The organism is Mesorhizobium sp. AR07, assembly GCF_024746815.1.
Classification (GTDB): Bacteria; Pseudomonadota; Alphaproteobacteria; order Rhizobiales; family Rhizobiaceae; genus Mesorhizobium.
In genome coordinates, this window is record NZ_CP080525.1 from 3,503,012 (window position 1) to 3,526,276 (window position 23,265).

General features: G+C 63.5%; 27 protein-coding genes and 1 riboswitch. Of the genes, 12 read left to right on the forward strand and 15 right to left on the reverse strand.

The annotated features are described in order from the left end of the window. Positions 1-87: 87 nt before the first annotated feature. The 3 genes from BPNPMPFG_RS17825 to BPNPMPFG_RS17835 all read right to left on the reverse strand — a co-directional run bounded on the left by BPNPMPFG_RS17825 (position 88) and on the right by BPNPMPFG_RS17835 (position 1,745). Positions 88-459, reverse strand: coding sequence for a response regulator (locus tag BPNPMPFG_RS17825; RefSeq protein ID WP_258590042.1), 372 nt, complete (start codon positions 457-459; stop codon positions 88-90). Between the two features lie 74 nt (positions 460-533). Beyond that, a complete protein-coding gene (hpt, locus tag BPNPMPFG_RS17830; RefSeq protein WP_258590043.1) occupies positions 534-1,076 on the reverse strand; it encodes a hypoxanthine phosphoribosyltransferase in 543 nt (180 codons plus the stop codon). 24 nt (positions 1,077-1,100) lie between these two features. Continuing rightward, the gene (locus tag BPNPMPFG_RS17835; protein WP_258590044.1) at positions 1,101-1,745 is read right to left on the reverse strand and encodes a hypothetical protein; all 645 of its coding nucleotides are present in this window, start codon (positions 1,743-1,745) and stop codon (positions 1,101-1,103) included. A gap of 192 nt (positions 1,746-1,937) precedes the next feature. On the opposite strand from BPNPMPFG_RS17835, the gene ftsE reads away from it, so the two are divergent. From ftsE to BPNPMPFG_RS17850, 3 genes are all read left to right on the forward strand, one after another. Beyond that, positions 1,938-2,597, forward strand: coding sequence for a cell division ATP-binding protein FtsE (ftsE, locus tag BPNPMPFG_RS17840; RefSeq protein ID WP_010911739.1), 660 nt, complete (start codon positions 1,938-1,940; stop codon positions 2,595-2,597). Next, positions 2,590-3,579 carry a cell division protein FtsX gene (locus BPNPMPFG_RS17845; protein WP_258590045.1) on the forward strand — a complete coding sequence of 330 codons (990 nt, stop codon included), beginning with the start codon at positions 2,590-2,592 and terminating at the stop codon, positions 3,577-3,579. The genes ftsE and BPNPMPFG_RS17845 overlap by 8 nt, the downstream gene beginning before the upstream one ends. 133 nt (positions 3,580-3,712) lie before the next feature. Next, positions 3,713-4,438 carry a YdcF family protein gene (locus BPNPMPFG_RS17850; protein ID WP_258590046.1) on the forward strand — a complete coding sequence of 242 codons (726 nt, stop codon included), beginning with the start codon at positions 3,713-3,715 and terminating at the stop codon, positions 4,436-4,438. 4 nt (positions 4,439-4,442) lie between these two features. Here the strand turns inward: BPNPMPFG_RS17850 and BPNPMPFG_RS17855 are convergent, their stop codons facing one another. Both BPNPMPFG_RS17855 and BPNPMPFG_RS17860 read right to left on the reverse strand, forming a co-directional pair. Continuing rightward, positions 4,443-5,087: a pyridoxamine 5'-phosphate oxidase family protein gene (locus tag BPNPMPFG_RS17855; RefSeq protein WP_258590047.1), complete on the reverse strand. Its 645-nt coding sequence runs from the start codon at positions 5,085-5,087 to the stop codon at positions 4,443-4,445. Positions 5,088-5,111: 24 nt separating this feature from the next. Beyond that, complete coding sequence (locus BPNPMPFG_RS17860) at positions 5,112-5,582, reverse strand: nuclear transport factor 2 family protein (RefSeq protein ID WP_258590048.1); 471 nt, start codon at positions 5,580-5,582, stop codon at positions 5,112-5,114. Between the two features lie 122 nt (positions 5,583-5,704). Between BPNPMPFG_RS17860 and BPNPMPFG_RS17865 the strand changes: the two genes are divergently transcribed. Together BPNPMPFG_RS17865 and BPNPMPFG_RS17870 are read left to right on the forward strand one after the other, a co-directional pair. Further along, entirely contained in the window at positions 5,705-6,607 is a 903-nt protein-coding gene (locus BPNPMPFG_RS17865) for a LysR family transcriptional regulator (protein ID WP_258590049.1), read from the forward strand. A 124-nt stretch (positions 6,608-6,731) separates the two neighbouring features. Further along, positions 6,732-7,520 (forward strand): lysophospholipid acyltransferase family protein, encoded by a 789-nt coding sequence (locus tag BPNPMPFG_RS17870; RefSeq protein ID WP_258590050.1) that lies wholly within the window; start codon positions 6,732-6,734, stop codon positions 7,518-7,520. An 18-nt stretch (positions 7,521-7,538) separates the two neighbouring features. On the opposite strand, the gene BPNPMPFG_RS17875 is transcribed toward BPNPMPFG_RS17870, so the two are convergent. The 3 genes from BPNPMPFG_RS17875 to BPNPMPFG_RS17885 all read right to left on the reverse strand — a co-directional run bounded on the left by BPNPMPFG_RS17875 (position 7,539) and on the right by BPNPMPFG_RS17885 (position 9,846). Then, entirely contained in the window at positions 7,539-8,162 is a 624-nt protein-coding gene (locus BPNPMPFG_RS17875) for a LysE family translocator (protein ID WP_258590051.1), read from the reverse strand. A gap of 91 nt (positions 8,163-8,253) precedes the next feature. Next, entirely contained in the window at positions 8,254-9,201 is a 948-nt protein-coding gene (locus BPNPMPFG_RS17880; RefSeq protein WP_258590052.1) for an aldo/keto reductase, read from the reverse strand. 123 nt (positions 9,202-9,324) lie between these two features. Continuing rightward, complete coding sequence (locus BPNPMPFG_RS17885) at positions 9,325-9,846, reverse strand: gamma-glutamylcyclotransferase (RefSeq protein ID WP_258590053.1); 522 nt, start codon at positions 9,844-9,846, stop codon at positions 9,325-9,327. Between the two features lie 134 nt (positions 9,847-9,980). On the opposite strand from BPNPMPFG_RS17885, the gene BPNPMPFG_RS17890 reads away from it, so the two are divergent. After that, positions 9,981-10,976, forward strand: a complete 996-nt coding sequence (locus BPNPMPFG_RS17890) for a DUF2125 domain-containing protein (RefSeq protein WP_258590054.1) — start codon at positions 9,981-9,983, stop codon at positions 10,974-10,976. A 7-nt stretch (positions 10,977-10,983) separates the two neighbouring features. Further along, positions 10,984-11,907 carry a sugar kinase gene (locus BPNPMPFG_RS17895; RefSeq protein WP_258590055.1) on the forward strand — a complete coding sequence of 308 codons (924 nt, stop codon included), beginning with the start codon at positions 10,984-10,986 and terminating at the stop codon, positions 11,905-11,907. 8 nt (positions 11,908-11,915) lie between these two features. Here BPNPMPFG_RS17895 and BPNPMPFG_RS17900 read toward each other — a convergent pair whose 3' ends face one another. Next, the gene (locus BPNPMPFG_RS17900) at positions 11,916-12,851 is read right to left on the reverse strand and encodes a prephenate/arogenate dehydrogenase family protein (protein ID WP_258590056.1); all 936 of its coding nucleotides are present in this window, start codon (positions 12,849-12,851) and stop codon (positions 11,916-11,918) included. 6 nt (positions 12,852-12,857) lie between these two features. Continuing rightward, positions 12,858-13,967, reverse strand: a complete 1,110-nt coding sequence (gene hisC / locus BPNPMPFG_RS17905) for a histidinol-phosphate transaminase (protein WP_258590057.1) — start codon at positions 13,965-13,967, stop codon at positions 12,858-12,860. Positions 13,968-14,240: 273 nt separating this feature from the next. Between hisC and BPNPMPFG_RS17910 the strand changes: the two genes are divergently transcribed. Then, positions 14,241-14,456, forward strand: a complete 216-nt coding sequence (locus BPNPMPFG_RS17910; protein WP_258590058.1) for a hypothetical protein — start codon at positions 14,241-14,243, stop codon at positions 14,454-14,456. Between the two features lie 34 nt (positions 14,457-14,490). Here BPNPMPFG_RS17910 and BPNPMPFG_RS17915 read toward each other — a convergent pair whose 3' ends face one another. Further along, positions 14,491-14,745, reverse strand: a complete 255-nt coding sequence (locus tag BPNPMPFG_RS17915) for a type II toxin-antitoxin system Phd/YefM family antitoxin (protein WP_258590059.1) — start codon at positions 14,743-14,745, stop codon at positions 14,491-14,493. A 197-nt stretch (positions 14,746-14,942) separates the two neighbouring features. Beyond that, a riboswitch (SAM riboswitch) is annotated at positions 14,943-15,020 on the forward strand. A gap of 114 nt (positions 15,021-15,134) precedes the next feature. Here BPNPMPFG_RS17915 and metX point away from each other — a divergent pair. Then, complete coding sequence (gene metX, locus BPNPMPFG_RS17920) at positions 15,135-16,304, forward strand: homoserine O-acetyltransferase MetX (RefSeq protein ID WP_258590060.1); 1,170 nt, start codon at positions 15,135-15,137, stop codon at positions 16,302-16,304. Positions 16,305-16,419: 115 nt separating this feature from the next. After that, positions 16,420-17,034 (forward strand): methionine biosynthesis protein MetW, encoded by a 615-nt coding sequence (gene metW / locus BPNPMPFG_RS17925; protein WP_258590061.1) that lies wholly within the window; start codon positions 16,420-16,422, stop codon positions 17,032-17,034. 16 nt (positions 17,035-17,050) lie between these two features. Here metW and BPNPMPFG_RS17930 read toward each other — a convergent pair whose 3' ends face one another. Then, complete coding sequence (locus BPNPMPFG_RS17930; RefSeq protein WP_258590062.1) at positions 17,051-17,371, reverse strand: DUF1330 domain-containing protein; 321 nt, start codon at positions 17,369-17,371, stop codon at positions 17,051-17,053. Positions 17,372-17,743: 372 nt separating this feature from the next. Here BPNPMPFG_RS17930 and BPNPMPFG_RS17935 point away from each other — a divergent pair, with 372 nt between their 5' ends. After that, positions 17,744-18,679: a glycosyltransferase family 2 protein gene (locus tag BPNPMPFG_RS17935; protein WP_258590063.1), complete on the forward strand. Its 936-nt coding sequence runs from the start codon at positions 17,744-17,746 to the stop codon at positions 18,677-18,679. An 8-nt stretch (positions 18,680-18,687) separates the two neighbouring features. Here BPNPMPFG_RS17935 and BPNPMPFG_RS17940 read toward each other — a convergent pair whose 3' ends face one another. The 3 genes from BPNPMPFG_RS17940 to BPNPMPFG_RS17950 all read right to left on the reverse strand — a co-directional run bounded on the left by BPNPMPFG_RS17940 (position 18,688) and on the right by BPNPMPFG_RS17950 (position 22,323). Then, positions 18,688-19,491, reverse strand: coding sequence for a DUF1194 domain-containing protein (locus BPNPMPFG_RS17940; protein ID WP_258590064.1), 804 nt, complete (start codon positions 19,489-19,491; stop codon positions 18,688-18,690). 88 nt (positions 19,492-19,579) lie between these two features. Then, positions 19,580-21,406 (reverse strand): ABC transporter ATP-binding protein/permease, encoded by a 1,827-nt coding sequence (locus BPNPMPFG_RS17945; protein ID WP_258590065.1) that lies wholly within the window; start codon positions 21,404-21,406, stop codon positions 19,580-19,582. Positions 21,407-21,534: 128 nt separating this feature from the next. Continuing rightward, positions 21,535-22,323 carry a class I SAM-dependent methyltransferase gene (locus BPNPMPFG_RS17950; RefSeq protein ID WP_258590066.1) on the reverse strand — a complete coding sequence of 263 codons (789 nt, stop codon included), beginning with the start codon at positions 22,321-22,323 and terminating at the stop codon, positions 21,535-21,537. A gap of 162 nt (positions 22,324-22,485) precedes the next feature. Here BPNPMPFG_RS17950 and gloB point away from each other — a divergent pair, with 162 nt between their 5' ends. Further along, on the forward strand, positions 22,486-23,253 hold the full coding sequence (gloB, locus tag BPNPMPFG_RS17955) for a hydroxyacylglutathione hydrolase (RefSeq protein WP_258590067.1): 768 nt from the start codon (positions 22,486-22,488) through the stop codon (positions 23,251-23,253). Positions 23,254-23,265: the final 12 nt, after the last annotated feature.

Sequence of the window (23,265 nt, forward strand, 5' to 3'; positions counted from 1 at the left end):
TCACGTGGCGGCTTTTTTTGTGGTGATGTGGTTAGCGAGCCCGCGCCAGGATCGGGCAGCAATCGATTCGGATATGCAAGACTTGCCTTAAGCGAAGCAGATCAGCGCCCGTTCGACGCGTGAGCGGATTTCGGCGAGCGTAAAAGGCTTCTGCACGACATCGAGAATGATGCCGTTCAACTCCTCGGCGCGCTCGCGCTGGTCGGCATAGCCGGTCATCAGCATGATCTTCATTGCCGGAAAAAGGGCTGCTGCCGCGATCGCCATCTCGATGCCGTCCATCTCCGGCATGCGGATGTCGGAGACAACGAGATCATAGCCGCCACGCGCTGCCTGGATCAGCGAAAGCCCTTGCGCGCCGTCCGCGGCGATATCGATTGCGTGCCCGGCGCGTTCAAGCGCGCGTGCTGCCAGGGTGCGGACGGACTCATCGTCCTCAACGATCAGAAGCTTTGCCATGGCCGGCATATTTGGCTGCGAAAAGTTGACTTTTCCTGAAGGCGCAGGGGTCAACAAACCTTTTTGGAAATCACTCACACATCGCCTTTCACGACGCCGACGAACGGCAATTCGCGAAAGGCGTGCGCGACGTCCATGCCATAGCCGACGACGAAATAGTCGGGGCAGTCGAAGCCGACATAATCGGCATTGAGCGCGGTCTGGCGGCGCATGCGCTTGTCGAGCAGCACGGCGATGGCGCAGCTCTTGGCGCCGCGCGACAGCATCAGTTCGCGGGCGAAGCTCAGCGTCTTGCCTGATTCGAGGATGTCGTCGATCAACAGCACGTCGCGGCCGGCAACCTCATTGTCGATGTCGCGCAGCACCCTCACCTCGCCGCTGGCGGTGCCGGCGCCGTAGCTGGAGATGAAGATGAATTCGACCTCCGGCGACAGGCCGACATCATGCATGGCGCGGATCAGGTCGGCGGCGAAGATGAACGAGCCCTTCAGCACCGAAATCACCAGCAGATCGTGGTAATCGTGGCCGGCGATCTCCTTGGCGAGTTCGAGATTGCGCCGTGCGATCGCCGATGCCGAAAACAGCACCTCGATGTCCTTGCCGCGTACGATGGGCATTGGTGATCTTCCCCCGGTGATCGCCTATTGGGCGAAAGTGACCAAAACGGTTCTTACGCCGTTTCTAGGCACGTCGAGCCGGCTGGCAAAGCCGAATCTCTCGCCAGACGCCAGCGCGCGGCCGGATGTCCCCAACGTATAGCGGGTTGTGCGCCCGTCATTGCCGGTCACCCGGATTTCGAGCGGCGGCAGCGGCGCCGGTTTCGCGCCGTCGTTGGCGGCCTCGCCATCGACGAACAGCACGGGGTTCGCTCCGGAGGCGTCGACGCGTGACGTGACACTTGTAATGCTCAGCGCCGACGCCTGCGCGCTGGGCAGGAACGGCGATTGACGCACCAATGCATGCCCGCCGGAGACCCAGAAGGCGGCTAAGGCGGCACCAATCCCGGCGATCCAGAAGATCGGACCGCCGCGCGAGGCCGGCGGCCGCTCCGCTGGGGCCTCGGGCTTGCGCAACATGTCCATGCCCTCGATGGACGGCGTGACGATTGCACGCGGCAGCGGCGAAACGTTTTCCACGGCGGGGACAAAACGCGGCATCACCACGTAGTCGGCATCGACGATATCGGTCGCTGGAGCGCGCATGAACCGATCCGCTGCGGCAATTGCCGCCGGATCGGTCATGATTTCGCCGGAAACCGGGCGCGCGGTTCTATCCTCAGCCATCATGGCCCCAGCATTGCAGCACGTGTTCGCTTTTCGTTTCTTTTGCGTAAACACAAATGGTTAACGCTTCCCCACCGGAGCCTTCGTGACGAGCCGAAAGAGCCCAGTAATTAACCGCCGGTTAACCATGCCGGCCGATGGTCTTTTCCCAGAACAGGCTGGCTCGCTGCCGCCGCGAATTTCAGGTCGTCGAAATTGATTCGCTTCGAAAATGTCGGCCTCCGCTATGGCATGGGTCCGGAAATCCTCCGCGACATTTCCCTGCACATCCCGGAGCGCTCCTTTCAGTTCTTGAGCGGACCTTCGGGCGCCGGCAAGACGACCTTGCTGCGCCTGCTGTTCATGTCGCTGAAGCCGACACGCGGGCTGATCACCATCTTCGGCAAGGACCGCTCGCGCATCTCGCGCACCGAACTGCCGCATCTCAGGCGTCGCATCGGCGTGGTCTTCCAGGATTTTCGCCTGCTCGACCACATGACCACCTATGAGAACGTCGCCCTGCCGCTGCGCGTGCGCGGGCGCGAGGAGGCAAGCTACCGCACCGATGTCACCGAACTGTTGAAGTGGGTTGGGCTCGGCGAGCGCATGCATGTGCTGCCGCCGGTTTTGTCCGGCGGCGAGAAGCAGCGCGCAGCGATCGCGCGGGCACTGATCGAGCAGCCGGAAATCCTGCTGGCCGACGAGCCGACCGGCAATGTCGACCCGCCGCTGGCGCGACGCCTGTTGCGGTTGTTCATCGAGCTCAACCGTCTCGGCACCGCCGTGGTGATCGCGACCCACGACCTTGGCCTGATGGAACAGGTCGACGCGCGCCGCATGATCCTGGCCGGCGGAAGGCTGGATATCTATGACTGAGATCTCCGCCGAACATGTTGCGGAACAGGACGCCGAGGTGGCGCAGGCAAGGCCCCGCGCCCAGCGCAAGATGGCCCCGATCGTGCCGGCGCAGAACATTGCCGGCCGCGCGCTGGTGCTGGTCATCGCCATCATGACATTCCTGTCCTGCCTGACCTTCGGCGCGGTGACGCTGGTGCGTGATACCGCCTCGGTCTGGGAGAACCAGATTTCGCGCGAGGCAACGATCCAGGTCAAGCCGGTCGACGGCCTCGACATGGAGGCAGCCCTTACGCAAGCCTCGCAGATCGCAGGCCAATTCCCTGGCGTGAAGGCGACCCGGATCATCGATCGTGAGGCGACAGCGCGGCTGCTGGAGCCGTGGCTAGGCTCTGGTCTCAACATCGACGAACTACCGGTGCCGCGCCTGATCATCGTCACCATCGACGAGAACAGCCCGCCCGACTTCGCCGCAATGCGCGCCGCGATCACGCCGAAATTGCCGAGCGCCTCGCTCGACGATCACCGCACCTGGGTCGACCGGCTGGTGGCCATGGCCCGCACCACGGTGACCATCGGCATCGCGGTGCTGGCGCTGATGCTGTCGGCGACGGTGCTGACCGTGGTGTTCGCCACGCGCGGCGCCATGGCCGGCAATGGTCACATCATCGAGGTGCTGCATTTCGTCGGCGCCGAGGCAAGCTTCATCGCGCGTGAATTCCGCCGGCATTTCCTGGTCACCGGGATGAAGGGTGCCGCCGCCGGCGGGGCCGCCGCGGTGCTCGTTTTCATCGTCTTTTCCTGGTGGTCGTCGCGCAACATGGCGACGCCGCAGGCCGACCAGGCGACCGCGCTGTTCGGCAATTTCGCCATCGGCTCGGCGGGCTATCTCGGTGTCGTGCTGATGGTGCTGGTGATCGGCGCGCTGACGGCGGCAACCTCGCATGCCACCGTCGTCGCCTATCTCAGCGACATCGATGTCCGCCAGCCGGATGCAGGGTGATGCATGTCGCCCAAAAGTGGGAACCGGGTTTGGGACAACGACATGGACAGAACAGGGTGATCACGGATGGAGAATTGCCGTAACGTAAAGTGCGTCTTTCACCTACCCAAGGCCGCATTTCAGGGTTAACCATATGGCGATGGACGCGCGGGATTCGACCGGGACGGCTGGACAGATGCCAGTGGTGGTTGCGCGTTTGCACGACCACGGCAAAGCCAGCCGTTTGAGGGCTGCGCTCCGCATATCCGCCTTCTCCCTGCTCTTGCTCGCAACACTGTTCGCTGGCGGCTTCGGCTGGTTCGCCAACAAGGTCAGCCATCTGACGACGCCCGCCAATCCGGCCAAGGCTGACGCGATCATCGTTTTGACCGGCGGCCAGTCCCGCCTTGATGCCGCCATGGATCTGCTGGCCTCCGGCAAGGGCGAGCGGCTGTTGATCAGCGGCGTACATCCTTCCGCCAGCCGCCGCCAGCTTCAGGCCGCCACCGGCGGCGACAAGAAGCTATTTTCCTGCTGCGTCGACATCGACAGGGCCGCGCTCGACACGATCGGCAACGCCGAGGAAAGCGCCAAATGGATCGAGAGCCATGCCTATGGCACGGTGATCCTCGTCACCAACAACTACCATATGCCGCGCAGCCTGCTCGAAATGGGCCGGCTCTTGCACCATGCCAGGCTTGAGCCCTATCCGGTGGTCAACGCCAATCTCGACAATGGCGGCTGGCTGACCAAGCCGGCGGCTCTGCGCGTGCTGTTCACCGAATACAACAAGTATCTGCTGGCGCTGGCGCGCGGCATCGTGCCGGTGAAGCCGACTCCCGACGGCATCGCGCTGGCCGAAACCGCGGCCGGCGGCTGAACCATCATTCCCGGGCGCCTGCCCCGGCGGCTGCGCTTCCCATCCCCTTGAGGCGTGCGATCTCCTGTTCAAGGCGCTCGATGCGCCTGTCCCGCTCGCCAAGCGCCGCTGCCACGTCAGCCGCCTCGAAGCGCTGCGGGATATGTTGCGGGCAATTGGCGTCCCAGGCCGAGACCGCGAACAGGATGACCTGCTCGGGGCGTGCCTTGTAGTCTCGCGGCATCAGTTTCGCCATCAGCTCGGCATCGTTCTCGACGACGCACGCCGTGCCCCAGAGCTTGATGCGCTGCCGGTGGGCATAGTCGATCAGGAACAGGAACGCCTGCGGATTGTCGGCCAGATTGCCCTGCGTGATGAACTGTCTGTTGCCGGCAAAATCGGCGAAACCGATCGTCTTTTCATCCAGCACCTTGAGAAAGCCCGCAGGCCCGCCGCGATGCTGGATGTAGGGCTGGCCATCACCATTGGCCGTCGACAGGAAGACGCTGGTCTGCATCTCGATCAAGGCGGCGAGATCCGATGTGATGACGGTTTGCCAGCCGCCGCGCTCCTCGACGCGAGCATAGGACTGGCGTGAGCCCTTGCGGGCCTGGATCGCCTTGACGGTCGGCGTGAAGGCGACGTCGCTGGTGAAAGCATGCGCGTTCATCGAAAGCCTCCTGCTCGGAAGGTGCTAAAGCCCGAGCGCCGAAAGCGACGGATGATCGTCCGGACGGCGGCCGAGCGGCCAGTGATATTTGCGGTCGGCCTCGCCGATCGGCAGGTCGTTGATGCTGGCGATGCGCAGGCGCATCAGCCCGTGTTCGTCGAATTCCCAGTTCTCGTTGCCATAGCTGCGGAACCACGAGCCGCTGTCGTCGTGCCATTCATAGGCGAAGCGCACGGCGATGCGGTTGGCGTGGAAGGCCCAGACCTCCTTGATCAGCCGGTAGTCGAGCTCGCGGCTCCATTTTCGCGTCAGAAAGGCCTGGATGGCATCGCGGCCTTGCAGGAATTCGGCGCGGTTGCGCCAGCGGCTGTCCGCTGTGTAGGCAAGCGCGACCCGGGCCGGATCGCGCGAGTTCCAGGCATCCTCGGCCATGCGCGCCTTTTGCGCGGCGGTCTCGGCTGTGAACGGCGGCAGCGGCGGCCGGCTTTCAGACATGGTGGCTCCTTGCTCGTCGAGGCCATGCTGCAGGCTGGCCAACACCTCTGATATAGAGCCTTCCATCCTTCAAATGCAGATGACATATTCGCAACCTATCCTTCCATTTTCCGGAAGAAGCTATGGATCGTCTCGAAGCCATGTCGCTCTTTGTCGCCGCGGTGGAGGCCGGCAGCCTTTCCGCGGCGGCCCGCCGCTTCGGCATTCCGCTTGCGACGGTCAGCCGCAAGGTTTCCGACCTGGAACGCCATCTGAACACACGCCTGTTGAACCGCTCGACGCGCCGGCTGACACCGACCGATGCCGGCCGGGCCTATCTTGCCGCCTGTCGTCGCATCCTTGACGACGTCGGCGAGGCCGAGCGCACGGCAGCCGGCGAATACAGCGCTCCGACCGGCGAACTGGCCATCACCGCGCCGGTCGTCTTTGGCCGCCCGCACGTGCTGCCGGTCGTCACCGGTTTTCTCGCTGCCTATCCCGACGTGAACATCCGCCTGACGCTGGCGGATCGGATAACCCAGTTGGTCGAGGACCATTTCGACCTCGCCATTCGCATCGGCCAGCTGCCCGATTCGAGCCTGGTCGCCATCGGCGTTGGCTCGATCCGCCGCGTCGTTTGCGCCAGCCCGGCCTATCTGCTCGAACACGGCACACCGACGACCCCGCAGGGGCTGGAAACGCACAGCTGCATCACCTTCGAGGGACTTGCCTCCGCCTCCACCTGGAGCTTCGCCAAAGGCAAGGCCGAAATCCCGGTTCAGGTCCGCTCGCGGCTGCAGGTCAACACCGCCGAAGCGGCCATCGACGCGGCGATTGCCGGCGTCGGGCTGACAAAAGTGCTTTCCTACCAGATCGAGGATGCGCTGCGATCGGGCACGCTGCGCGTCCTGCTGCGGGAGTTCGAACCGGAGCCATGGCCCGTAAGCCTGGTGCATGCGGGCCACGGCCTGCTGCCGGTCAAGCTGCGCGCATTTCTCGATTTTGCCGCCCCGCGCCTGAAGGAGCGGCTGGCGCGATTGATGTAGCGGAACCGGGCAGCCCGCCGATCGACGGATCGTTCTTCTTCGCCGGCCGGAGCGGCCCTGCGGCCATTTCCATTTTCCCCGCGCTTGGTGTAACCAACGCTCACCTCCTCACCGGGCCTCCCCAATGCTCTATGTCCGATCGCTGACGTTCAATTTCGTCTTCTACGTCAATCTGATCGTCCAGATGATCCTCTGGACCCCCTACTATTTCCTGTCGCCCCGGCACCGCGCCTGGTTCGTGCCGAAATTCTGGTCGCGCAGCTCGATGTGGCTCTATGACAAGATCGCCGGCACCAGCAACGACATCACCGGCCAGGAAAACCTGCCCGAAGGCTCCTTCATTCTGGCGCCCAAGCATCAGTCGTTCTGGGACGCCATCGCCTTTTTCCCCTTCCTCCAAGATCCGCTCTACATCCTCAAGCGCGAGCTGACCTGGATCCCGTTCTTCGGCTGGTACATCATGAAGATGCGGATGATCCCGGTTCACCGCGGCAGCCGCTCAAAAGCGCTGAAGGCAGTGGTCGCGGCGACAAAAGAGGAAATGGCGCGCAATCCCCGCCAGCTCATCATCTACCCAGAAGGCACCAGGCGCGCGCCGGGCGACGAGCCGGCATACAAATACGGCATCGTCGAAATCTATGCGCAGCTTGGCGTTCCGGTGGTGCCGGTCGCCCATGTCGCCGGCCTCTACTGGCCGCGCCGCAAATTCCTGCGCTATCCCGGCACCGTCAAGGCGCGTTTCCTGCCGCCGATCCCGCCTGGCTTGAGCAAGGACGAATTCATGGCGCGGCTGATCGGCGAGACCGAGGCGGCCTGCGATGAGCTTCTCATCGAGGCATCCCGCGCGCCCAACCCGCCGGCCTTGCCGCCAACCGCGGTGAAGCGGTTGCAGGAACTTGGCGCCAAAGCCTGAGCGAAGGCGCTCGGCAATTCAGCCGAACATGGCCAGCGCGGTGGTCAGCACCAGCGTCGCGGCAAAGACCAGATTGATGATCCGCGAGGCCGCGGGCCGACGCAGGAAGCGCGCGAACGCCGCCCCCGCGACAAGCCACAGAGCGTGGATGGCGACGATCATCAGCGCGAGAACGGCCAGCTTGAGCCATATGCCGATGTCGCCGCCTTGGCGCGATGAAGCGCCGGCGAACACGGCGGCGATCGCCACATAGGCTTTTGGATTGGCGACAGCCAGCAGAAACCCGGCCAGCCATGTAGGCCGCGAAGCCTCGCCGGAACGCGCCGCCAATGGCGGGGCCGTGGCGATCTTGAACGCGAGATAGAGGATGTAGGCGGCAGAGGCGACGACCAGCAACGGCGCCAGCTTCGGCATCGAGGCAAGCACCGCCACCACCCCGGTTGCCACCACCACAAGCACGGCGATCGTGCCCATGATGATCCCGCAGGCATAGCGCAGCGAGTGGCGCAGCCCGAAGGCCGCCCCGACGGCGGTGACGCTTATCGTAGCCGGCCCCGGACTGCCCATGACGACGGTGGCGGCAAGCACCAGCGCCAACAGCTGCCGCCAAAGGTCCGGCTGCGAAAGAAGCGGCTCAGTCATTTCACCCTCTGCCTTGCCCGTGCGAAGGACGGTATGACAGGACAGGAGGGGTGGGTCTTGGACGTTCGTGCGTGCGCGGCCGCCGGAAGCTTCAGCCGCTCGCTCTGTCGAGTTCGGCCATGTCGTTGGCGGTCAGCTTCAGCGACACCGCCTTGATCAGGCTGTCCATCTGGCTCGGCTTGGTGGCGCTGGCGATCGGCGCGGTGACGCCTGGCCGCGCGATAACCCAGGCAAGCGCCACCTCCGCCTGCTTCGCCGCATGCCTGGCCGACACGGCATCCAAAGCCGCGAGGATGCGCATGCCGCGCGCATTCAGATAGCTGCCGATATCTTCGCCGCGCTCGCTTTGGCCGAGATCGGCCTCACTGCGGTATTTGCCGCTGAGAAAACCCTTGGCCAGGCTGAAATAGGTGATGACGCCGATATCCTCGGCCACGCACAAATCGCGCAACGGCCCATCGAAGGAGGACCGATCGTAGAGATTGTATTCCGGCTGCAGCACCTCGTAGCGCGGCAGGCTGCGCAGGCTGGCCACATCGAGTGCGGCGCGTAATTGGCCGGCGTCGAGGTTCGAGCAGCCGGCATAGCGGATCTTGCCCTTGGCGAGCAGCTTCTCGTAGGCGCCAAGCGTTTCCTCATAGGGCGTGGCCGGCTCCGGCCAGTGCGACAGATAGAGATCGATGACGTCGGTCTGCAGCCGCTTCAGCGACGCATCGACCGCCTTTTCGATATAGGCGGCGGACAGGTCCTTGTGGCCCTGCCCCATATCCGAACCGACCTTGGTGACCACCACGACCTGATCGCGATTGCCACGCTCCTTCATCCACTTGCCGATGATGGTTTCCGATTCGCCGCCCTTGTGGCCGGGCACCCAGCGCGAATAGGCGTCCGCCGTATCGATGGCGTTGAGGCCGGCCCCGACGAAGCGGTCGAGCAGGTCGAAAGAGGTCTTCTCGTCGGCGGTCCAGCCGAAGACATTGCCGCCCAGAACCAGCGGCGCGATGGAAAGGTCGGTGCGACCGAGACGACGTTTCTGCAAGGCGGATCTCCGGGATGATTTGGGCGGGCGAATGCCGCCCACTGGCTGGGGTTCGGACCCTAACCTAGGTCTTACCTCATCGAGGTCAAAGGCCTGGCCGCCTTTTTCCGCAGAGCCAGCGCTTCACAAAGGCGCGACCCGCCTGGCCACATCCTCCAGCCAGTGGTCGCTTATCCCCAGCGCCTCGAGATGCTCCAGCGTGCTGAGCACATAGTCCTCGTTGTTGCCGGACTGGCCGACCGCGCCGCGCACCACGGCCGCCGCGTCCGCCGCGTCGAGCGCACCGGCATATTGCTCATGCTGGCGGTCGACGATGTAGGCCACGGCCTCGACCGTCCCGCCGCCGTCCACGCGAACCTTGAGCGTGCGTTCGAGATAGACATTGGTGACCAGCTCGCGCTCGCGCAGATAGGCGATGACCTCGTTGCGCAGTTCGCCGGGAACGCGGAACGCCAGGCCGACGCAGGAGCCGCCACGATCGAGGCCGAGCACCAGCCCCGGCCGCTGGCGCGTGCCGCGATGCACGAAGGAATAGACGCACAGCGAGCGGCGGTAACCATGCAGGCGGGCGCGTTGTGTCTCGACATGCGCGAAACCCGGCCGCCAGATCAGCGACCCATAGCCAAATACCCAAAAATCGCCCATATCGCCGTGCCTGATTGCAAAAGAGTGGCAACACCGCACCGAAGCCGGTGTTTTTTCCGTCCGTCTCCGTCTACCTATTGCTGCCGGAATCGAGAATCCGCCTACAACACCCATGCGTTAATGAGAGCCCAAGCATGACGTCAAGTGACGAACGCCAACCGAAGCGCCGCCGCCTGTCGTGGCTTGTGGCCTTCGTCGTCGTGCTGTTCGCCATCTACAGCGGCGGCTGGTTCTATCTGGCCGGGCGGGTCAAGAGCGAAGCCGACAAGGCGGTGGCCACGCTCAACAAGAATGGCGTCCAGGCCGGCTGCGCCAACCTCCAGGTCAGCGGCTACCCCCTGAGCTTTGCCGTCTCCTGCGACAACCTTGCTTATGAGGACGATGGGAGGAACATCGCCGCCTCGGCCGGCAGTTTCAATGCCGTCGCTCAGATCACCCAGCCCCTTTCGCCGGTCGCCGATCTGCGCGGTCCGCTCAGGACGTCCGTTCCGGGCATGGTGCCGCTGTGGATCGACTGGGACAATCTGCAGGCCAACGTCAAACTGTCATGGCCGCTGCCACGGCGGATTTCGCTCCAGGCCGATGGCCTGTCCGGCCAGACCGACCCGGCCGACGACACCGATCCGGTCCAACTGTTCAGTGCCGGCAAGGCGGCCGGCCAATTGCAACCGAACGGCGGGGATCTCGACTATCTCGGCAGTTTTGGCGATCTCGAGATCAATGCCGACGCGATCGGTGGGCGCGTGCTGCCGGCGCTCGATGCCAGCGGCGACGTAACGCTGAAGAACGGCATCGCCCTGATCGGCACGCAAATGAAGAGCCTGCGCGGCCAGGCGATCGAGATCCGCAACCTCGATCTGTCGTCGGGCACGGCGCGCGTCACCGTTTCCGGACCGCTGTCGGTCGATGCCGAAGGCCTGGTCGACGCCGACCTGATGATCAGGCTGAAGGACCCGAAGGCCGTGGCCGCCATCCTGGGCGCCGCCATACCCGAGCAGAAGAGCCAGATCGAGCAGGGCTTTGGTGCCTTGGCGCTGCTCGGCAGCGAACCGTCGATGCCGCTGAAGGTGGTCAAGGGCAAGGCATCGCTCGGCTTCATTCCGCTGGGCAAGATCAAGCCTGTGCAATAGCGCGTCGATGGCAAAGCCCGTAAAACTCCTGAGTGTCGGCGCGCTGACGCTGGACACCGTCCTGCGCGTCGAAACGCTGCCCGTGCACCAGGGTAAGTTCATCGCCTCCGACGGCGTCCAGATCGCCTCGGGCATGGCGGCGAGTGCTGCCTGCGCAGCACTTCGTCTGGGCGCCGAAATGTCGCTATGGGCGAGTGCGGGTGATGACCCTGTCGGCGATCAGCTGATTGCCGGGATAGAGGCGGAAGGCGTCGATTGCAGCTTCGTGCGCCGCGTCAGGGGCGCGCGCTCGGCGTTGGCGTCGATCCTGGTCGACGCGCATGGCGAGCGCATCATCGTGCCTTTCTACGACAGGCTCGCCCAGGCCGATCCGCAAGCTTTGCCGGTCGCCGACCTCTCCGCATTCGATGCCGTGCTGGTTGATGTGCGCTGGCCAGGTGCCGCGGCGCTGGCGCTTTCGGCAGCGCGCGCGATCGGCCGGCCGGCGATCCTCGACGCCGATACCGCGTCACGGGATGTGCTCGAGCGGCTGTTGCCGCTGGCGTCCCACATCGTCGCTTCGGAACCGGCGGCGCGCATTCTTTGCGGCGCGGAACTGGATCCGCGCCAGGCCTGCGAGGCACTTGCCCGGCGCAGCGATGCCTTTGTCGCGGTCACGGGCGGCGCGGCGGGAACCTGGTGGTTCGATCGCGCGACGGGATCATCGCGCCATGTCGCGGCGCCAAAAATCAAGGCGGTCGACACGCTGGCCGCCGGCGATGTCTTTCACGGCGCCTTCGCCGTCGCCATGGCCGAAGCCATGCCGGTCGAGCAGGCCTTGCGCTTTGCCAGTGCGGCCGCCGCGCTCAAATGCCTGCGCTTTGGCGGCAGGCTGGGCGCGCCGGACCGCGCCGAGACGCTGGCCATGGTCGCTGCGACCTGGCCAGTCTGAAAACAGACTTAGCTCTTCGCAGGGTGCTCGACCGCCTGACGGCCGAAATCGGGCACGTCGATGTCCTGGCCGGCCTCGATGATCGAACGGCGCACGGCCCGGGTGCGGGTGAAAAGGTCGAAAAGCTTTTCGCCATCGCCCCAGCGGATCGCCCGCTGCAGCGACGCCAGATCTTCAGAAAACCGCGCCAGCATTTCGAGGATGGCGTCCTTGTTGTGCAGGCAGACGTCACGCCACATCGTCGGATCGGAGGCGGCGAGACGGGTAAAATCGCGAAAACCCGAGGCCGAATATTTGATCACTTCGGACTTGGTCACCGACTGCAGATCGTCGGCGGTGCCGACGATGTTGTAGGCGATGATGTGCGGCAAATGCGAGACGATCGCCAGGGTCATGTCGTGGTGCTGCGGATCCATGGTGTCGATGTTGGCGCCGCAACGGCGCCAGAATTCCGAAAGCCGCTCCAGCGCATCCGGATCGGTGTCGGGCAGCGGCGTGAAGATGCACCAGCGATTGTCGAACAGATCGGCGAAACCGGCATCCGGGCCGGATTTTTCCGTGCCCGCCAACGGATGACCGGGAATAAAATGCACGCCATCGGGCACATAAGGCTGCATCTGCGCGATGACCGATGCCTTGGTCGAGCCGACATCGGTGAGGATCGCGCCCTTCTTCAGCGCCGGCGCGATTTCCTCGGCCACCGCGCCGGAGGAGCCGACCGGCACCGAGACGATGATCAGATCGGCGTCACGGACCGCTTCTTTCGCATCGGTGGTGTAGGAAGAGCCCAGCCCAAGCTCTTGCGCCCGCGCCAGCGTCGCGGCACTGCGGGTCGAGATGGCGACGTGGCGGGCGAGGCCCTCGCGGCGGATGACGCGGGCCAGCGACGAGCCGATCAGGCCGATGCCGACCAGCGCGATTTTTTCAAACATCGGTGAAGCCATGGTGTTCTAGCTTTTCAGGAATGTCGTGAGTGCGGCGACAACACCGCGATTGGCCTCTTCGGTGCCGACGGTCATACGCAATGCGTTGGGAAAGCCGTAGCCGGAAACGCGCCGCAGGATATAGCCGCGCGCGGTCAGATAATCGTCCGCCGCCGCCGCCGAATGTTTCTGGTCGTCGGGAAAATGGATGAGGATGAAATTGCCGACGCTGGGCGTCACGCGCAACCCGAGCCCCGTCATCTGTTCGCTCAACCAGGCCAGCCAGGTCTCGTTATGCGCCACACTGCGCTCGACATGGGCGCGGTCGCGGATCGCCGCGATGCCGGCCTCGATCGCCGTCGCGTTGACGTTGAAGGGCCCGCGCACGCGGTTGATCGCGTCGACGATATGCATCGGCGCGTACATCCAGCCGATCCGCGCGCCGCCCAGGCCGATCTTTGAGAAGGTCCGGGTCATCACCACATTCTCGGCGCTGCCGACCAGTTCGATGCCGGCTACATAATCATTGCGGCGGACATATTCGGCGTAGGCCGCGTCGAGCACCAGGAGCACATGCCTGGGCAGGCTTGCATGCAGGCGGCGCACCTCTTGGAACGGCACATAGGTGCCGGTCGGGTTGTTGGGATTGGCGAGGAACACGATCTTCGTACGCGACGTGACAGCGGCCAGAATGGCGTCTATGTCGGCGCGCTCGTCGGTCTCCTTGACCGCGACCGGAGTGGCTCCGGCCGATTGGATGTAGATCTTGTAGACCATGAAGGCGTGTTCGGTGAAAATTGCTTCATCGCCGGGCGCGAGATAGGTCTGTGCCAGAAGGCCCAGGATCTCGTCGGAACCGTTGGAGCAGATGATGTTCTGCGCGTTGAGGCCATGCACCTCGGCGATCGCTTCGCGCAGCCGCCTGGCGGTGCCGTCGGGATAGACGTCGAGCTTCCCGGCAATCTCGCGTGCGGCCTCGATTGCCTTCGGCGACGGACCGAGCGGGTTCTCGTTCGACGACAGCTTGTAGACCTTGGCGACGCCGGCGGGCGCCGTGCTCTTGCCCGGCACATAGGCGTCGATGTCCATGATGCCCGCGCGCGGGGTTGGACGTGCCTTGTCCGGTGTCTGGCTCATGTCGCAAAATCCGTCGAGAACGCTTCCGCCGGGAAGCCGCAGCGGAAATACAAGTCATGGCCCGCAATGTCGAGAGGTGGCAGCCCGGGTGCCGCGTCAATCATCACGGCTGACGACCCGAGTTTTGCGCACCCGCTGGAGCTCCAAAATTCCACGACGTAGCTGATCGAACAAAGCTGGTGGAAGCATCCCATAGGCATAGCTGCCGTTGGAGCGCGGTCGAATATCATAGCCCGGCCAAAGGAAGCGGTTCAATTCGTCAAGACGCAACCAATGCTGGCCTTCATCGAGGCCAAGCGCGCGGCAAACCGCAATCGGAATCTCGATCGATGTTGCTTTGTTGGATGGTGGGCTATGAGTGATCGGGGCGACAATGGTACGGAAGTGGCCATCCGTGTCACGCGGCGTGGCAACAACGATCGCGCAAGGACGATCCTTTGCGCCTTCGATGTTGCCATCGGCGCGTTCGGCACTCCACAGAAGCTATAGCGAATGACCAGGCCCGGCTTCGGAACCGGGAGCCTCACCTCGGTTCCACGCCATATTCGGCAGCCTCGATGGAAGCTATGGTGTCGTCATCGAGTTCGCCCACGATCAGGACTTCACGTTCCCGACGCTTCAGCAATTCGTAATGCTCGAATTCGGCGGCAGAAAGGTACGCCCCAACAACCCGCCCATGATTGGTCACATTGATGACCTTCTTGGAGATGGCTTCATCCTGATACTTCGCAAAATTTCGGGCGAAATCGCTCGCCGGTATCGCGGTATTCCGTGGCACACCTGCCTCCATCCGATACAAGGGTCTCTGAAGCGGCTGAGATAAAATAGAGGGGACCTCAGGCGATCGTATGAATATGCGTAATTTACGCAAATTGCGCAAGATAGTCGAACAGGCGTCGTCGGGCAATTTCTCGGAACACCAAAGACGCGCGAACGCTCCCGTTGACGTTGATACCCCTCAGGCTTAGAAGAGGTACGAACTTCCGTGGTGATTTGGCCGGTCGGCTTGCAGCCACGTTAAACAAGTTGCTAAAGGGCCGTTTGCATCCTGTAACCGGCTTTGCGACTGCAATGCCGGTTTTTTGTTGTCCGCGCCGGCCGGACACCGCATCGGCATCGATTTTCGAGAAGCACGGTGCGTGGATTCAAACGTGTGAGATGGATGCAATGGCCGCTCTGCGCGCTGGAAAAACCAACAACGAGGCCGACCAGCCGTCGAGCCCGGTTTTGCGTTTTGGGCCCGACAAGCCGCTCAAGCTTGACGCCGGCACGCTGCTGTCGCCGTTCCAGATCGCCTACCAGACCTACGGCACGCTGAACGACGCCCGCTCCAATGCCATTCTCGTCTGCCATGCGCTGACCGGCGACCAGCATGTCGCTAGCACCAATCCGGTGACCGGCAAGCCTGGCTGGTGGGAAGTGCTGATCGGCCCCGGCAAGATCATCGACACCAACCGTTTCTTCGTCATCTGCTCCAACGTCATCGGCGGCTGCCTGGGCTCGACCGGCCCGGCCTCGACCAACCCCGCCACCGGCAAGCCCTACGGGCTCGACCTGCCTGTTATCACCATCCGCGACATGGTGCGCGCGCAGCAGATGCTGATCGACCATTTCGGCATCGAAAAGCTGTTTTGCGTGCTCGGCGGCTCGATGGGCGGCATGCAGGTGCTGGAATGGGCGTCGAGCTATCCGGAACGCGTCTTCTCGGCACTGCCGATCGCCACCGGCGCGCGCCACTCCTCGCAGAACATTGCCTTCCATGAGGTCGGCCGGCAGGCCGTGATGGCCGATCCGGACTGGCATGGCGGCAAGTATTTCGAGCACGGCAACCGCCCGGAAAAGGGGCTGGCGGTGGCGCGCATGGCCGCCCATATCACCTATCTGTCGGAAGCCGCCCTACACCGCAAGTTCGGCCGCAATCTGCAGGATCGCGAGGCGTTCACCTTCGGCTTCGACGCCGACTTCCAGATCGAGAGTTACCTGCGCCACCAGGGCATGACCTTCGTCGATCGTTTCGACGCCAACTCCTACCTCTACATGACGCGATCGATGGACTATTTCGACCTCGCGGCCGATCATGGCGGCCGGTTGGCCGACGCCTTTGCCGGCACCAAAACCCGCTTCTGCCTTGTGTCCTTCACCTCGGATTGGCTGTTTCCGACCGAAGAGAGCCGCTCGATCGTGCATGCGCTCAACGCCGCCGGCGCGTCGGTATCCTTCGTCGAGATCGAGACGGACCGAGGCCACGATGCCTTCCTGCTCGACGAACCGGAACTGTTTGCCGCCATCAACGGCTTCATCGGCTCGGCGGCACGGGCGAGAGGGCTCAGCGCATGACCCCGAAAAGTTGCAGACTTTTCGGATCAGGATCATGCGCCAGGCATCAGCGCTTGACCCCGAAAAGTTGCGGACTTTTCGGATCGGGATCATGCGCCAGGCAGGAGGCGAAATCATGAGCGTCAACCGCGACCACCGCGTCGATCTCGAGGTCGTCGCCAACCTCATCCCGCCACGGTCCCGTGTGCTCGATGTCGGCTCGGGCGATGGCTCGCTGCTCGAATTGCTGCAGGACAGCAAGCAGGTCGACGGTCGCGGACTTGAGCTGTCGCAGCGTGGCGTCAACGAATGCGTGGCGCGCGGCCTCTCGGTCATCCAGGGCGATGCCGACACGGATCTCGAATTCTATCCCGACAAAGGCTTCGATTTCGTCGTCCTGTCGCAGACCCTGCAGGCCACCCGCAATCCGAAGCTGGTGCTCGACGAGCTGCTCAGGATCGGCAATCGCGCCATCGTGTCCTTCCCCAATTTCGGCCATTGGCGGGTACGCCTGTCGCTGTTCGTCAACGGCCGCATGCCGGTGACGAAGGATTTGCCCTATTCCTGGTACGACACGCCCAACATCCACTTTTGCACCATCCGCGACTTCGTCAATTTGTGCGACGAGCTTGGCGCGACAGTGGAAAAGGCAACAGCACTCGACGACAACGGCCAGAAGATCGGCCTGTCGATGCCCTGGTGGTTCTGGAACTTCTTCGGCCAGCAGGCGGTGTTCCTGCTGAAACGATAGGAGCCGCTCGCCGCCCCTATTCCAGGACGTCCGTGGCCTTATGCGGATGCTCGACCCCATCGACGAAGATCACGTCGGATTCCGAGTTGTTGGTCCGCAACGTCAGTATCGCCTGATAGGCGGCTGAATAGTACCAGTTGCGCACTTGCTGCCTGTCGGGAAATTCGATGATGATCAGGTGGCCCGACCATTTGTTTTCGATCACCTCCACATTCCCGCCATGAACCAGAAAGCGGCCGCCGAACGGCTCCAGCGTGGCATCGATCTTGTGCAGATATTCGATAAGCTGCGGACCCATCCGGGCCTGGCGCATATGGGCAACGGCGTAAGCAGTCATGACTGTACTCCTCTGGAACGGAAGCCGACCAGCCGGCCTCGCGATGGGCAATCTGCCCAAACACCGGCCGCGATGCGATTATGTCAGACGTAATGGGATCCATGCGATCCGCCATCGATGGCGGTGTCGTCACGGGAGCGATTTGCAAGCAAATCCCGTCGCAATAGTGTTGCAGTTGAAGCGCTACACTTGGAATTCGTCATGTCCCGCGCATCGCGCAGCATCATGATGGGGTGACACGGGCGCCTGTTTTCTGTAGCGTCATGGCGAATACAGGGGATATGGAAGGGGGAGTCCGATCCATTTGACCGTCCTGAGGATCGAAAGACCTGGCAGGAGGCGCATTTTTGTGCTGGAAATGGCTGACGCAACATGACCGGGAAGACTGAGCAGGCTCCTCTCATCACAGTGATCACGCCGACCCACAACAGGCGGGAAGCGGTGTTGCGCGCCGTGGAAAGCGTACTTTCCCAGAGCATGTCGAGGTTCGAGCATATTGTCATCGACGATGGCTCGACGGACGGAACCGCGGCGGCGCTGGCCCGCATTCGCGATCCGCGACTGATCTATATCGGCGCGAAATGGCGAGGCGCCAATGCCGCCAGGAATGCGGGCATCGAGCGAGCGCGAGCACCCGTCGTGACGTTTCTCGATTCCGACGACGTCTATCTGCCGCACAGGCTTGAACGGACCCTGACCTGGTTCGATGCCGACCCGGGGCTCGAAGTGCTGATCAGCTCCTATATCTCCCTGAAGGGCGGACGCGCCACCAATTGCGTCAATCGCGATGCGTTCCTTAACTCGGCCACGCTCGAGCGAACGCTGGTCGCGGAGACGATCTTGATCGCAGGATCGGCGATAACAGCCCGCCGCGAGGCCTTGCTGGCCATCGGCGGCTACGACAGCGACATCGCCCGGATGCAAGATCGGGAATTGCTGCTGCGCCTTGCCCGGCGCTTCGGCGCGCAATTGTCCCAGAATATCGACTGGACGAAGCACAATTCGGAGAATTCGATTTCGCGACGTCGCCGCGGCTATGTCGAAGCCTATGCGAACCTGATGCGCAAACACCCGAATATTGCCCGCTCCTACCCGCACATTCCGCCCTACATGATCACACGGCAGATCGTTTCCGATATTCTGAAGTGCCGGATCCCGGAAGCCTTCTCAGGCTACATGGCCAACCGCTCGTCGAAAGACCTCGGCTATTCGCTGCCCGAGCTGATCAATGGCTATGTCTATGGCCGACGCTGGCGCCGCGACCTCCACGATGAGTTTCGGCAGAAGTTCGGCGCCCGGCCGGCCTGACACTGTGCTTATCGGTCGAGTTCCGGAAAATACGGGTCCGAAAGAAGCCGTCTGTCTCGCTCGCCTTGCAGGCAGTCGATAGGCGCGGCAGCGTCGACGGGGATGACCCTGGACTTATCCTGACTGCCGCTGACCTCCAGGATCAGCTTGCGGCGGATAGCCGTCGAAAATTCGGCGGCCCCATAAATCGGCAGCACGAAGGATCCAGGCCCTCCGGTCACGCACTGCGCATAGTACTGGTCGAGATGGCTGAAGGTTGGCGACGGGCTGATCAGGATCGGCAGGCCGTTGATAACGATGCCCTTGGCGATTGCCGCATCACGCGTCGCGGTGACCGGCGGCCCGATATTGTTGGGGCCATCGCCTGATATATCGATGACGCTGCGTTCGCCCTCGAAGGACGTGCGATCGAAAAGCCCGGCGCCGAAAACCAGCGCGCCGGAAATCGAGGTGCCGCGGAAGCTCCGGAACGGGCGCGCCGCGACCTTGTCGGCAAAGCTGTTGGCGCTCTCGGCGCTGTCGATGATTTGCCAGTCGATGACCCCGTCGTCGCGCACCGTGCCGGCCCATTCGAAATAGGCGAGCGCGATGCGGCCCGTATTGCCGGCACGGACAGCCTGGATGAAATCGGCATGCCGCAGTGCCTCGACATAGCCGGCGCGCTGCAGGGCGAACTCCTTCTCGTCCATCGACAGCGAGATGTCGACCGCCAGCACCAGCTTGACGTCCACGGCCAGCCCATCCCGTGGCGCGGCGATGGGAGCTGCCTGGGCGCAGGCAAGACAGGCAAGCAGGCGGAGCGCATCAAGCATGGCCGGCGCCAAGGTTGTTTCTTCGGGGCAAGCTTCCCTTGCGATCACGGCAAAATAAAGCTTGGCGCCCGTAACCCAGGAAGACAGCCTACTTTTTGCGGCGGGCGCCAGCTGGCGGCGGGTCGATCGCGCCGGCTCTGACGCGGGCAGGTTTCAGCGCCGGTGCGCCGGAATCCTTGACGATCGTCAACGCACGCGGAAAGAAATGATTGTTGTGCAGGCCGCGCCCGATGTTGAGGATCGCGGCCTCGGGCAAGCGCTTCTCCAGCATCGACAGCACGCGCCGCAGTGAGGGTCCGTCGAATGCGTCCATGGCTTCGTCGATGATCACCCATTTCGGCTGTCGCAAGGCGAGCCTGGCGAAGGCCAGCGAGCGCTGTTCGTCATCGCCCAGTTCATGCTCCCAGCGTCCGGCGCGGTCGAGCGACGAAGACAGCCGTTCAAGACCGACCTCGGCAAGCACCGCCGAAATGTCGGCATCACTCGCAGGTGCTGGTCCGTTCGGGTGATCGAGAACCTCGCGCAACGTACCCGCCGGGAAATACGGAACGCGCGGCACGAATATGGGGGTTTCTCCCGCCGGCAGGCCGATCCGCCCGCTTCCCCACGGCCACAGGCCGGCAATGGCGCGGAAGAACAACGTCTTGCCCGCGCCCGGGTCGCCGGTGATCATGACGCGCTCGCCGGGGCGGATTTCGACATGCTGGTCGCCGAGCCTAGTGCAGCCCTCCGGCGAGGCCACTTCCAGCTTCTCGAAAGTCAGGTTGCCATTGGCGTTGTCACCGAACTCGATGCGCCTTTCCTTGTCATGCAGTACATCGGTTTCATCGAGCGCGATGCGGAAGTCGGCGACGCGCATCAGCGTGGCGCGCCAATCGGCGATGCTGCCGATGTTGTTGATGAACCAACGCAGGGAAGAGTGGACCTGGTTGAAGGCGCCGACCGCCATCATCAGCCCGCCAAAGCTGATATCGCCTGAGAAATAGACCGGCGACGCGACCAGGATGGGCGCCACGACGGTGATCCAGCCATAGGTATCGGTCACCCAGGACAGGTTGATCTGGGCGGTGTAGATGCGCCGCATGGCGCCCAGCACCGTGTCCAGGTCGAGCCCGAGCCGTCGCCTGGCGTCGGCCTCGCCATGGTACAGCGCAATGGCATCGACATTCTCGTTGACGCGCACCATCGAAGAGCGCAGCTCCGCTTCCCGCGTGTAGCGGTCACTGTTGAGGCGGATGAGTGGCCGACCGACCAGCCAGCTCAGCCAGGAGGCGGTGCCGGCATAAAGGATGGCGGCCCAGACCATGTAGCCCGGTATGGCCAGCGAGGTGCCGCCAATGTGGAAGACGAAGCCCGCGGACAGTTCCCACAACACGCCGACGAAGGACACGAGCAGGATGCACGACTGCAGCAACCCGACGCCGAGATCGGTCGACAGGTCGCTAAGATGCGCGGCATCCTGCTGCATGCGCTGGTCGGGATTGACGCCGATGGCGCCGGCATTGGCCAGCCGGAAGGCGCGTGCCGGCCGCATCCACTGCTCGATCAAGTCCAGCGTCAACGCCTCGCGCAACTTCAGCCTGATCATCTGGTTGAGCCAGGTCTGGCCGATATTGAGCACCAGAAGCCCGCCTGCGATTGCCGCGAAGACGAGAAGCTGGTGCAGGAAGGCCGCCATGTCGCGGCGCGCAAGCGCATCGTAGAAAGGCTGGTTCCAGCGGTTGAGCAGGACCTGGCCGATCGACGTTGCGATGATCACGGCCATGATGCCGGCCGACATCCAGAGCAGTGTCTTGCGAACCGGAGATCCCGTCAGCGCCCGCCTGATCGTCGCCACCTGATCGCGCAGGCTGCTGGCCTCGACCGTCACGGCAACCGGCTGAGCGGTAGCGTCTTTGTCCAGCTGATCAGCCATGTCAGTGGTCCTTGCGTTCAGATTGCGTGCTGAAACCGGATGGAGAGAACTGACGGCATTGGTCTTTCAACGGGCCGCGAACGACAGATAGGTCGGGAAACGCCGCGCGTCGCAAATTTTCACCATGATCACGAAGGTGTCACCCGGCGAGCCAACGATGTCGCTGCCTCGGCCTCGGCCCGGCGGCCTAGCCGCGTGGCGCCGTGCGGCGACAGCACCGGCACGAAGACGCGGCGCGAGGCGCGCTGGGCGACCGGCACGCCTTGATAGAGCCGTTTCTGCGCTTCGACGACGATGACACCGGAAAAGATCGGCCACAGCCGCCGGCCGGCGCGTTCCAGCACATTGTGAAAGCGCATCATGAAACGCCGCCGCGACGGCGGGAAGAACAGCGCATCCGACCAGGACGCGGGCGTGAAATTCGCTTCGCGCAGCAGCTCGGTCAGCTGGCCGCGCGAGAAGGGCCGGCCATTGCCGAACGGCGTGTGCTCGAAGCGCGCCCAGACACCGCGCCGGTTGGGCACCACGATGACGACGCGCCCCGCCGGCGACAGCACCCGCCAGATCTCGTTCAGCGTTTCGCGCGGGTTTTCGACATGTTCGAGCGAATGGACGAGCAGCATGCGGTCGATGCAGGAATCGACCAGCGGCAGTTCCTCGTCGAAGACCAGTGCCGTCGCCGTCGGCCCCGTCGCTGGCCAGACCACCGCGCCTTGCGTTGCCGGCATGAAGGCGAAGACCCGCTCGGCGTCCGTGCCGAAGCGCTCCAGCCACGGCAAGGTGTAGCCGAGGCCGACCAGCCGCTCGTTGGGTACGGCTGCCCAGATCGACGACAACGCCATGGTGATCGAGCGCTCGGCGAACCGGCCGAGTGTTGTCGAATAGAAGGAGCGAAGATCGACGATGTCGGAATGCATGTCAGCGATGTAGCCGTGATATCGGCGGGTTTCAACAAAAGGCCTCGATGAGCCCGACATTCCAGAATGTCATTCGACATTCCCGAGGTGTCGTTGGACATTCCTGGGATGACATCGGCGCGCCGACGCTCTATGTCTGCGGCGACAATGGAGATAGATGCGATGCCGGTCGAAATCGAACAGTTCATGTGCCGCAGCGACAATTTCGGCGTGCTGGTGCATGACCCGAAAAGCGGTCAGACCGCGATCATCGACGCGCCCGAGGAAGCGCCGATCCTGGCCGCGCTCAAGCGCACCGGCTGGACGCCGACGATGATCCTGACCACGCATCATCATGTCGATCACATCGAAGCCAATCTGGCGCTGAAGGAGCGCTTCAAGCTGCGTATCGTCGGCCCGGAAGCGGAGAAGGCCAAGATCCCCGGCATCGACGAGACCGTCGAAGAGGGGTCCGTCATTCATCTCGGCGACGAGCGGATCGAGGTGATCGCCACGCCCGGCCACACCGCCGGCCACGTCTCCTACTACTTGCCTGCATCGAAAGTGGCGTTCACCGCCGACACGCTGTTTGCGCTGGGCTGCGGGCGACTGTTCGAATGCAAGCCGCCGGTCATGTATGACTCGTTGAAGAAGCTCGCAGCGCTTCCCGCCGCCACAACAATCTATTGCGGCCACGAATACACGCTCTCCAACGCCCGTTTCGCGCTGACTGTCGACCCGACCAATTCGGCGCTGAAGGAGCGTGCCGCCAAGATCGAGGCGCTGCGGGCCGACAACAAGGCGACGCTGCCGACGACGATCGGCGAGGAACTGTCGACCAATCCGTTCCTGCGCTGGCACGATCCGGCGATCCGCAAGCATCTTGGGCTGGAGAAAGCCTCGGACGCCGAGGTGTTCGCCGAAATCCGCAGGCGCAAGGACAATTTCTGAACGTTGGAACCC

What these genes read in the sequence shown, in the direction of transcription:
- BPNPMPFG_RS17940 (WP_258590064.1), bottom strand. Translation starts at nt 19,491, where the DNA reads ATGCTTGATGCGCTCCGCCTGCTTGCCTGTCTTGCCTGCGCCCAGGCA.
- BPNPMPFG_RS17875 (WP_258590051.1), bottom strand. Translation starts at nt 8,162, where the DNA reads ATGACTGAGCCGCTTCTTTCGCAGCCGGACCTTTGGCGGCAGCTGTTG.
- BPNPMPFG_RS17865 (WP_258590049.1), top strand. Translation starts at nt 5,705, where the DNA reads ATGGATCGTCTCGAAGCCATGTCGCTCTTTGTCGCCGCGGTGGAGGCC.
- BPNPMPFG_RS17890 (WP_258590054.1), top strand. Translation starts at nt 9,981, where the DNA reads ATGACGTCAAGTGACGAACGCCAACCGAAGCGCCGCCGCCTGTCGTGG.
- BPNPMPFG_RS17950 (WP_258590066.1), bottom strand. Translation starts at nt 22,323, where the DNA reads ATGCATTCCGACATCGTCGATCTTCGCTCCTTCTATTCGACAACACTC.
- metW (WP_258590061.1), top strand. Translation starts at nt 16,420, where the DNA reads ATGAGCGTCAACCGCGACCACCGCGTCGATCTCGAGGTCGTCGCCAAC.
- BPNPMPFG_RS17860 (WP_258590048.1), bottom strand. Translation starts at nt 5,582, where the DNA reads ATGTCTGAAAGCCGGCCGCCGCTGCCGCCGTTCACAGCCGAGACCGCC.
- BPNPMPFG_RS17870 (WP_258590050.1), top strand. Translation starts at nt 6,732, where the DNA reads ATGCTCTATGTCCGATCGCTGACGTTCAATTTCGTCTTCTACGTCAAT.
- BPNPMPFG_RS17930 (WP_258590062.1), bottom strand. Translation starts at nt 17,371, where the DNA reads ATGACTGCTTACGCCGTTGCCCATATGCGCCAGGCCCGGATGGGTCCG.
- BPNPMPFG_RS17900 (WP_258590056.1), bottom strand. Translation starts at nt 12,851, where the DNA reads ATGGCTTCACCGATGTTTGAAAAAATCGCGCTGGTCGGCATCGGCCTG.
- BPNPMPFG_RS17885 (WP_258590053.1), bottom strand. Translation starts at nt 9,846, where the DNA reads ATGGGCGATTTTTGGGTATTTGGCTATGGGTCGCTGATCTGGCGGCCG.
- BPNPMPFG_RS17945 (WP_258590065.1), bottom strand. Translation starts at nt 21,406, where the DNA reads ATGGCTGATCAGCTGGACAAAGACGCTACCGCTCAGCCGGTTGCCGTG.
- BPNPMPFG_RS17855 (WP_258590047.1), bottom strand. Translation starts at nt 5,087, where the DNA reads ATGAACGCGCATGCTTTCACCAGCGACGTCGCCTTCACGCCGACCGTC.
- BPNPMPFG_RS17845 (WP_258590045.1), top strand. Translation starts at nt 2,590, where the DNA reads ATGACTGAGATCTCCGCCGAACATGTTGCGGAACAGGACGCCGAGGTG.
- BPNPMPFG_RS17895 (WP_258590055.1), top strand. Translation starts at nt 10,984, where the DNA reads ATGGCAAAGCCCGTAAAACTCCTGAGTGTCGGCGCGCTGACGCTGGAC.
- BPNPMPFG_RS17910 (WP_258590058.1), top strand. Translation starts at nt 14,241, where the DNA reads ATGCTGGCCTTCATCGAGGCCAAGCGCGCGGCAAACCGCAATCGGAAT.
- BPNPMPFG_RS17825 (WP_258590042.1), bottom strand. Translation starts at nt 459, where the DNA reads ATGGCAAAGCTTCTGATCGTTGAGGACGATGAGTCCGTCCGCACCCTG.
- metX (WP_258590060.1), top strand. Translation starts at nt 15,135, where the DNA reads ATGGCCGCTCTGCGCGCTGGAAAAACCAACAACGAGGCCGACCAGCCG.
- BPNPMPFG_RS17835 (WP_258590044.1), bottom strand. Translation starts at nt 1,745, where the DNA reads ATGATGGCTGAGGATAGAACCGCGCGCCCGGTTTCCGGCGAAATCATG.
- hisC (WP_258590057.1), bottom strand. Translation starts at nt 13,967, where the DNA reads ATGAGCCAGACACCGGACAAGGCACGTCCAACCCCGCGCGCGGGCATC.
- gloB (WP_258590067.1), top strand. Translation starts at nt 22,486, where the DNA reads ATGCCGGTCGAAATCGAACAGTTCATGTGCCGCAGCGACAATTTCGGC.
- BPNPMPFG_RS17850 (WP_258590046.1), top strand. Translation starts at nt 3,713, where the DNA reads ATGGCGATGGACGCGCGGGATTCGACCGGGACGGCTGGACAGATGCCA.
- hpt (WP_258590043.1), bottom strand. Translation starts at nt 1,076, where the DNA reads ATGCCCATCGTACGCGGCAAGGACATCGAGGTGCTGTTTTCGGCATCG.
- BPNPMPFG_RS17935 (WP_258590063.1), top strand. Translation starts at nt 17,744, where the DNA reads ATGACCGGGAAGACTGAGCAGGCTCCTCTCATCACAGTGATCACGCCG.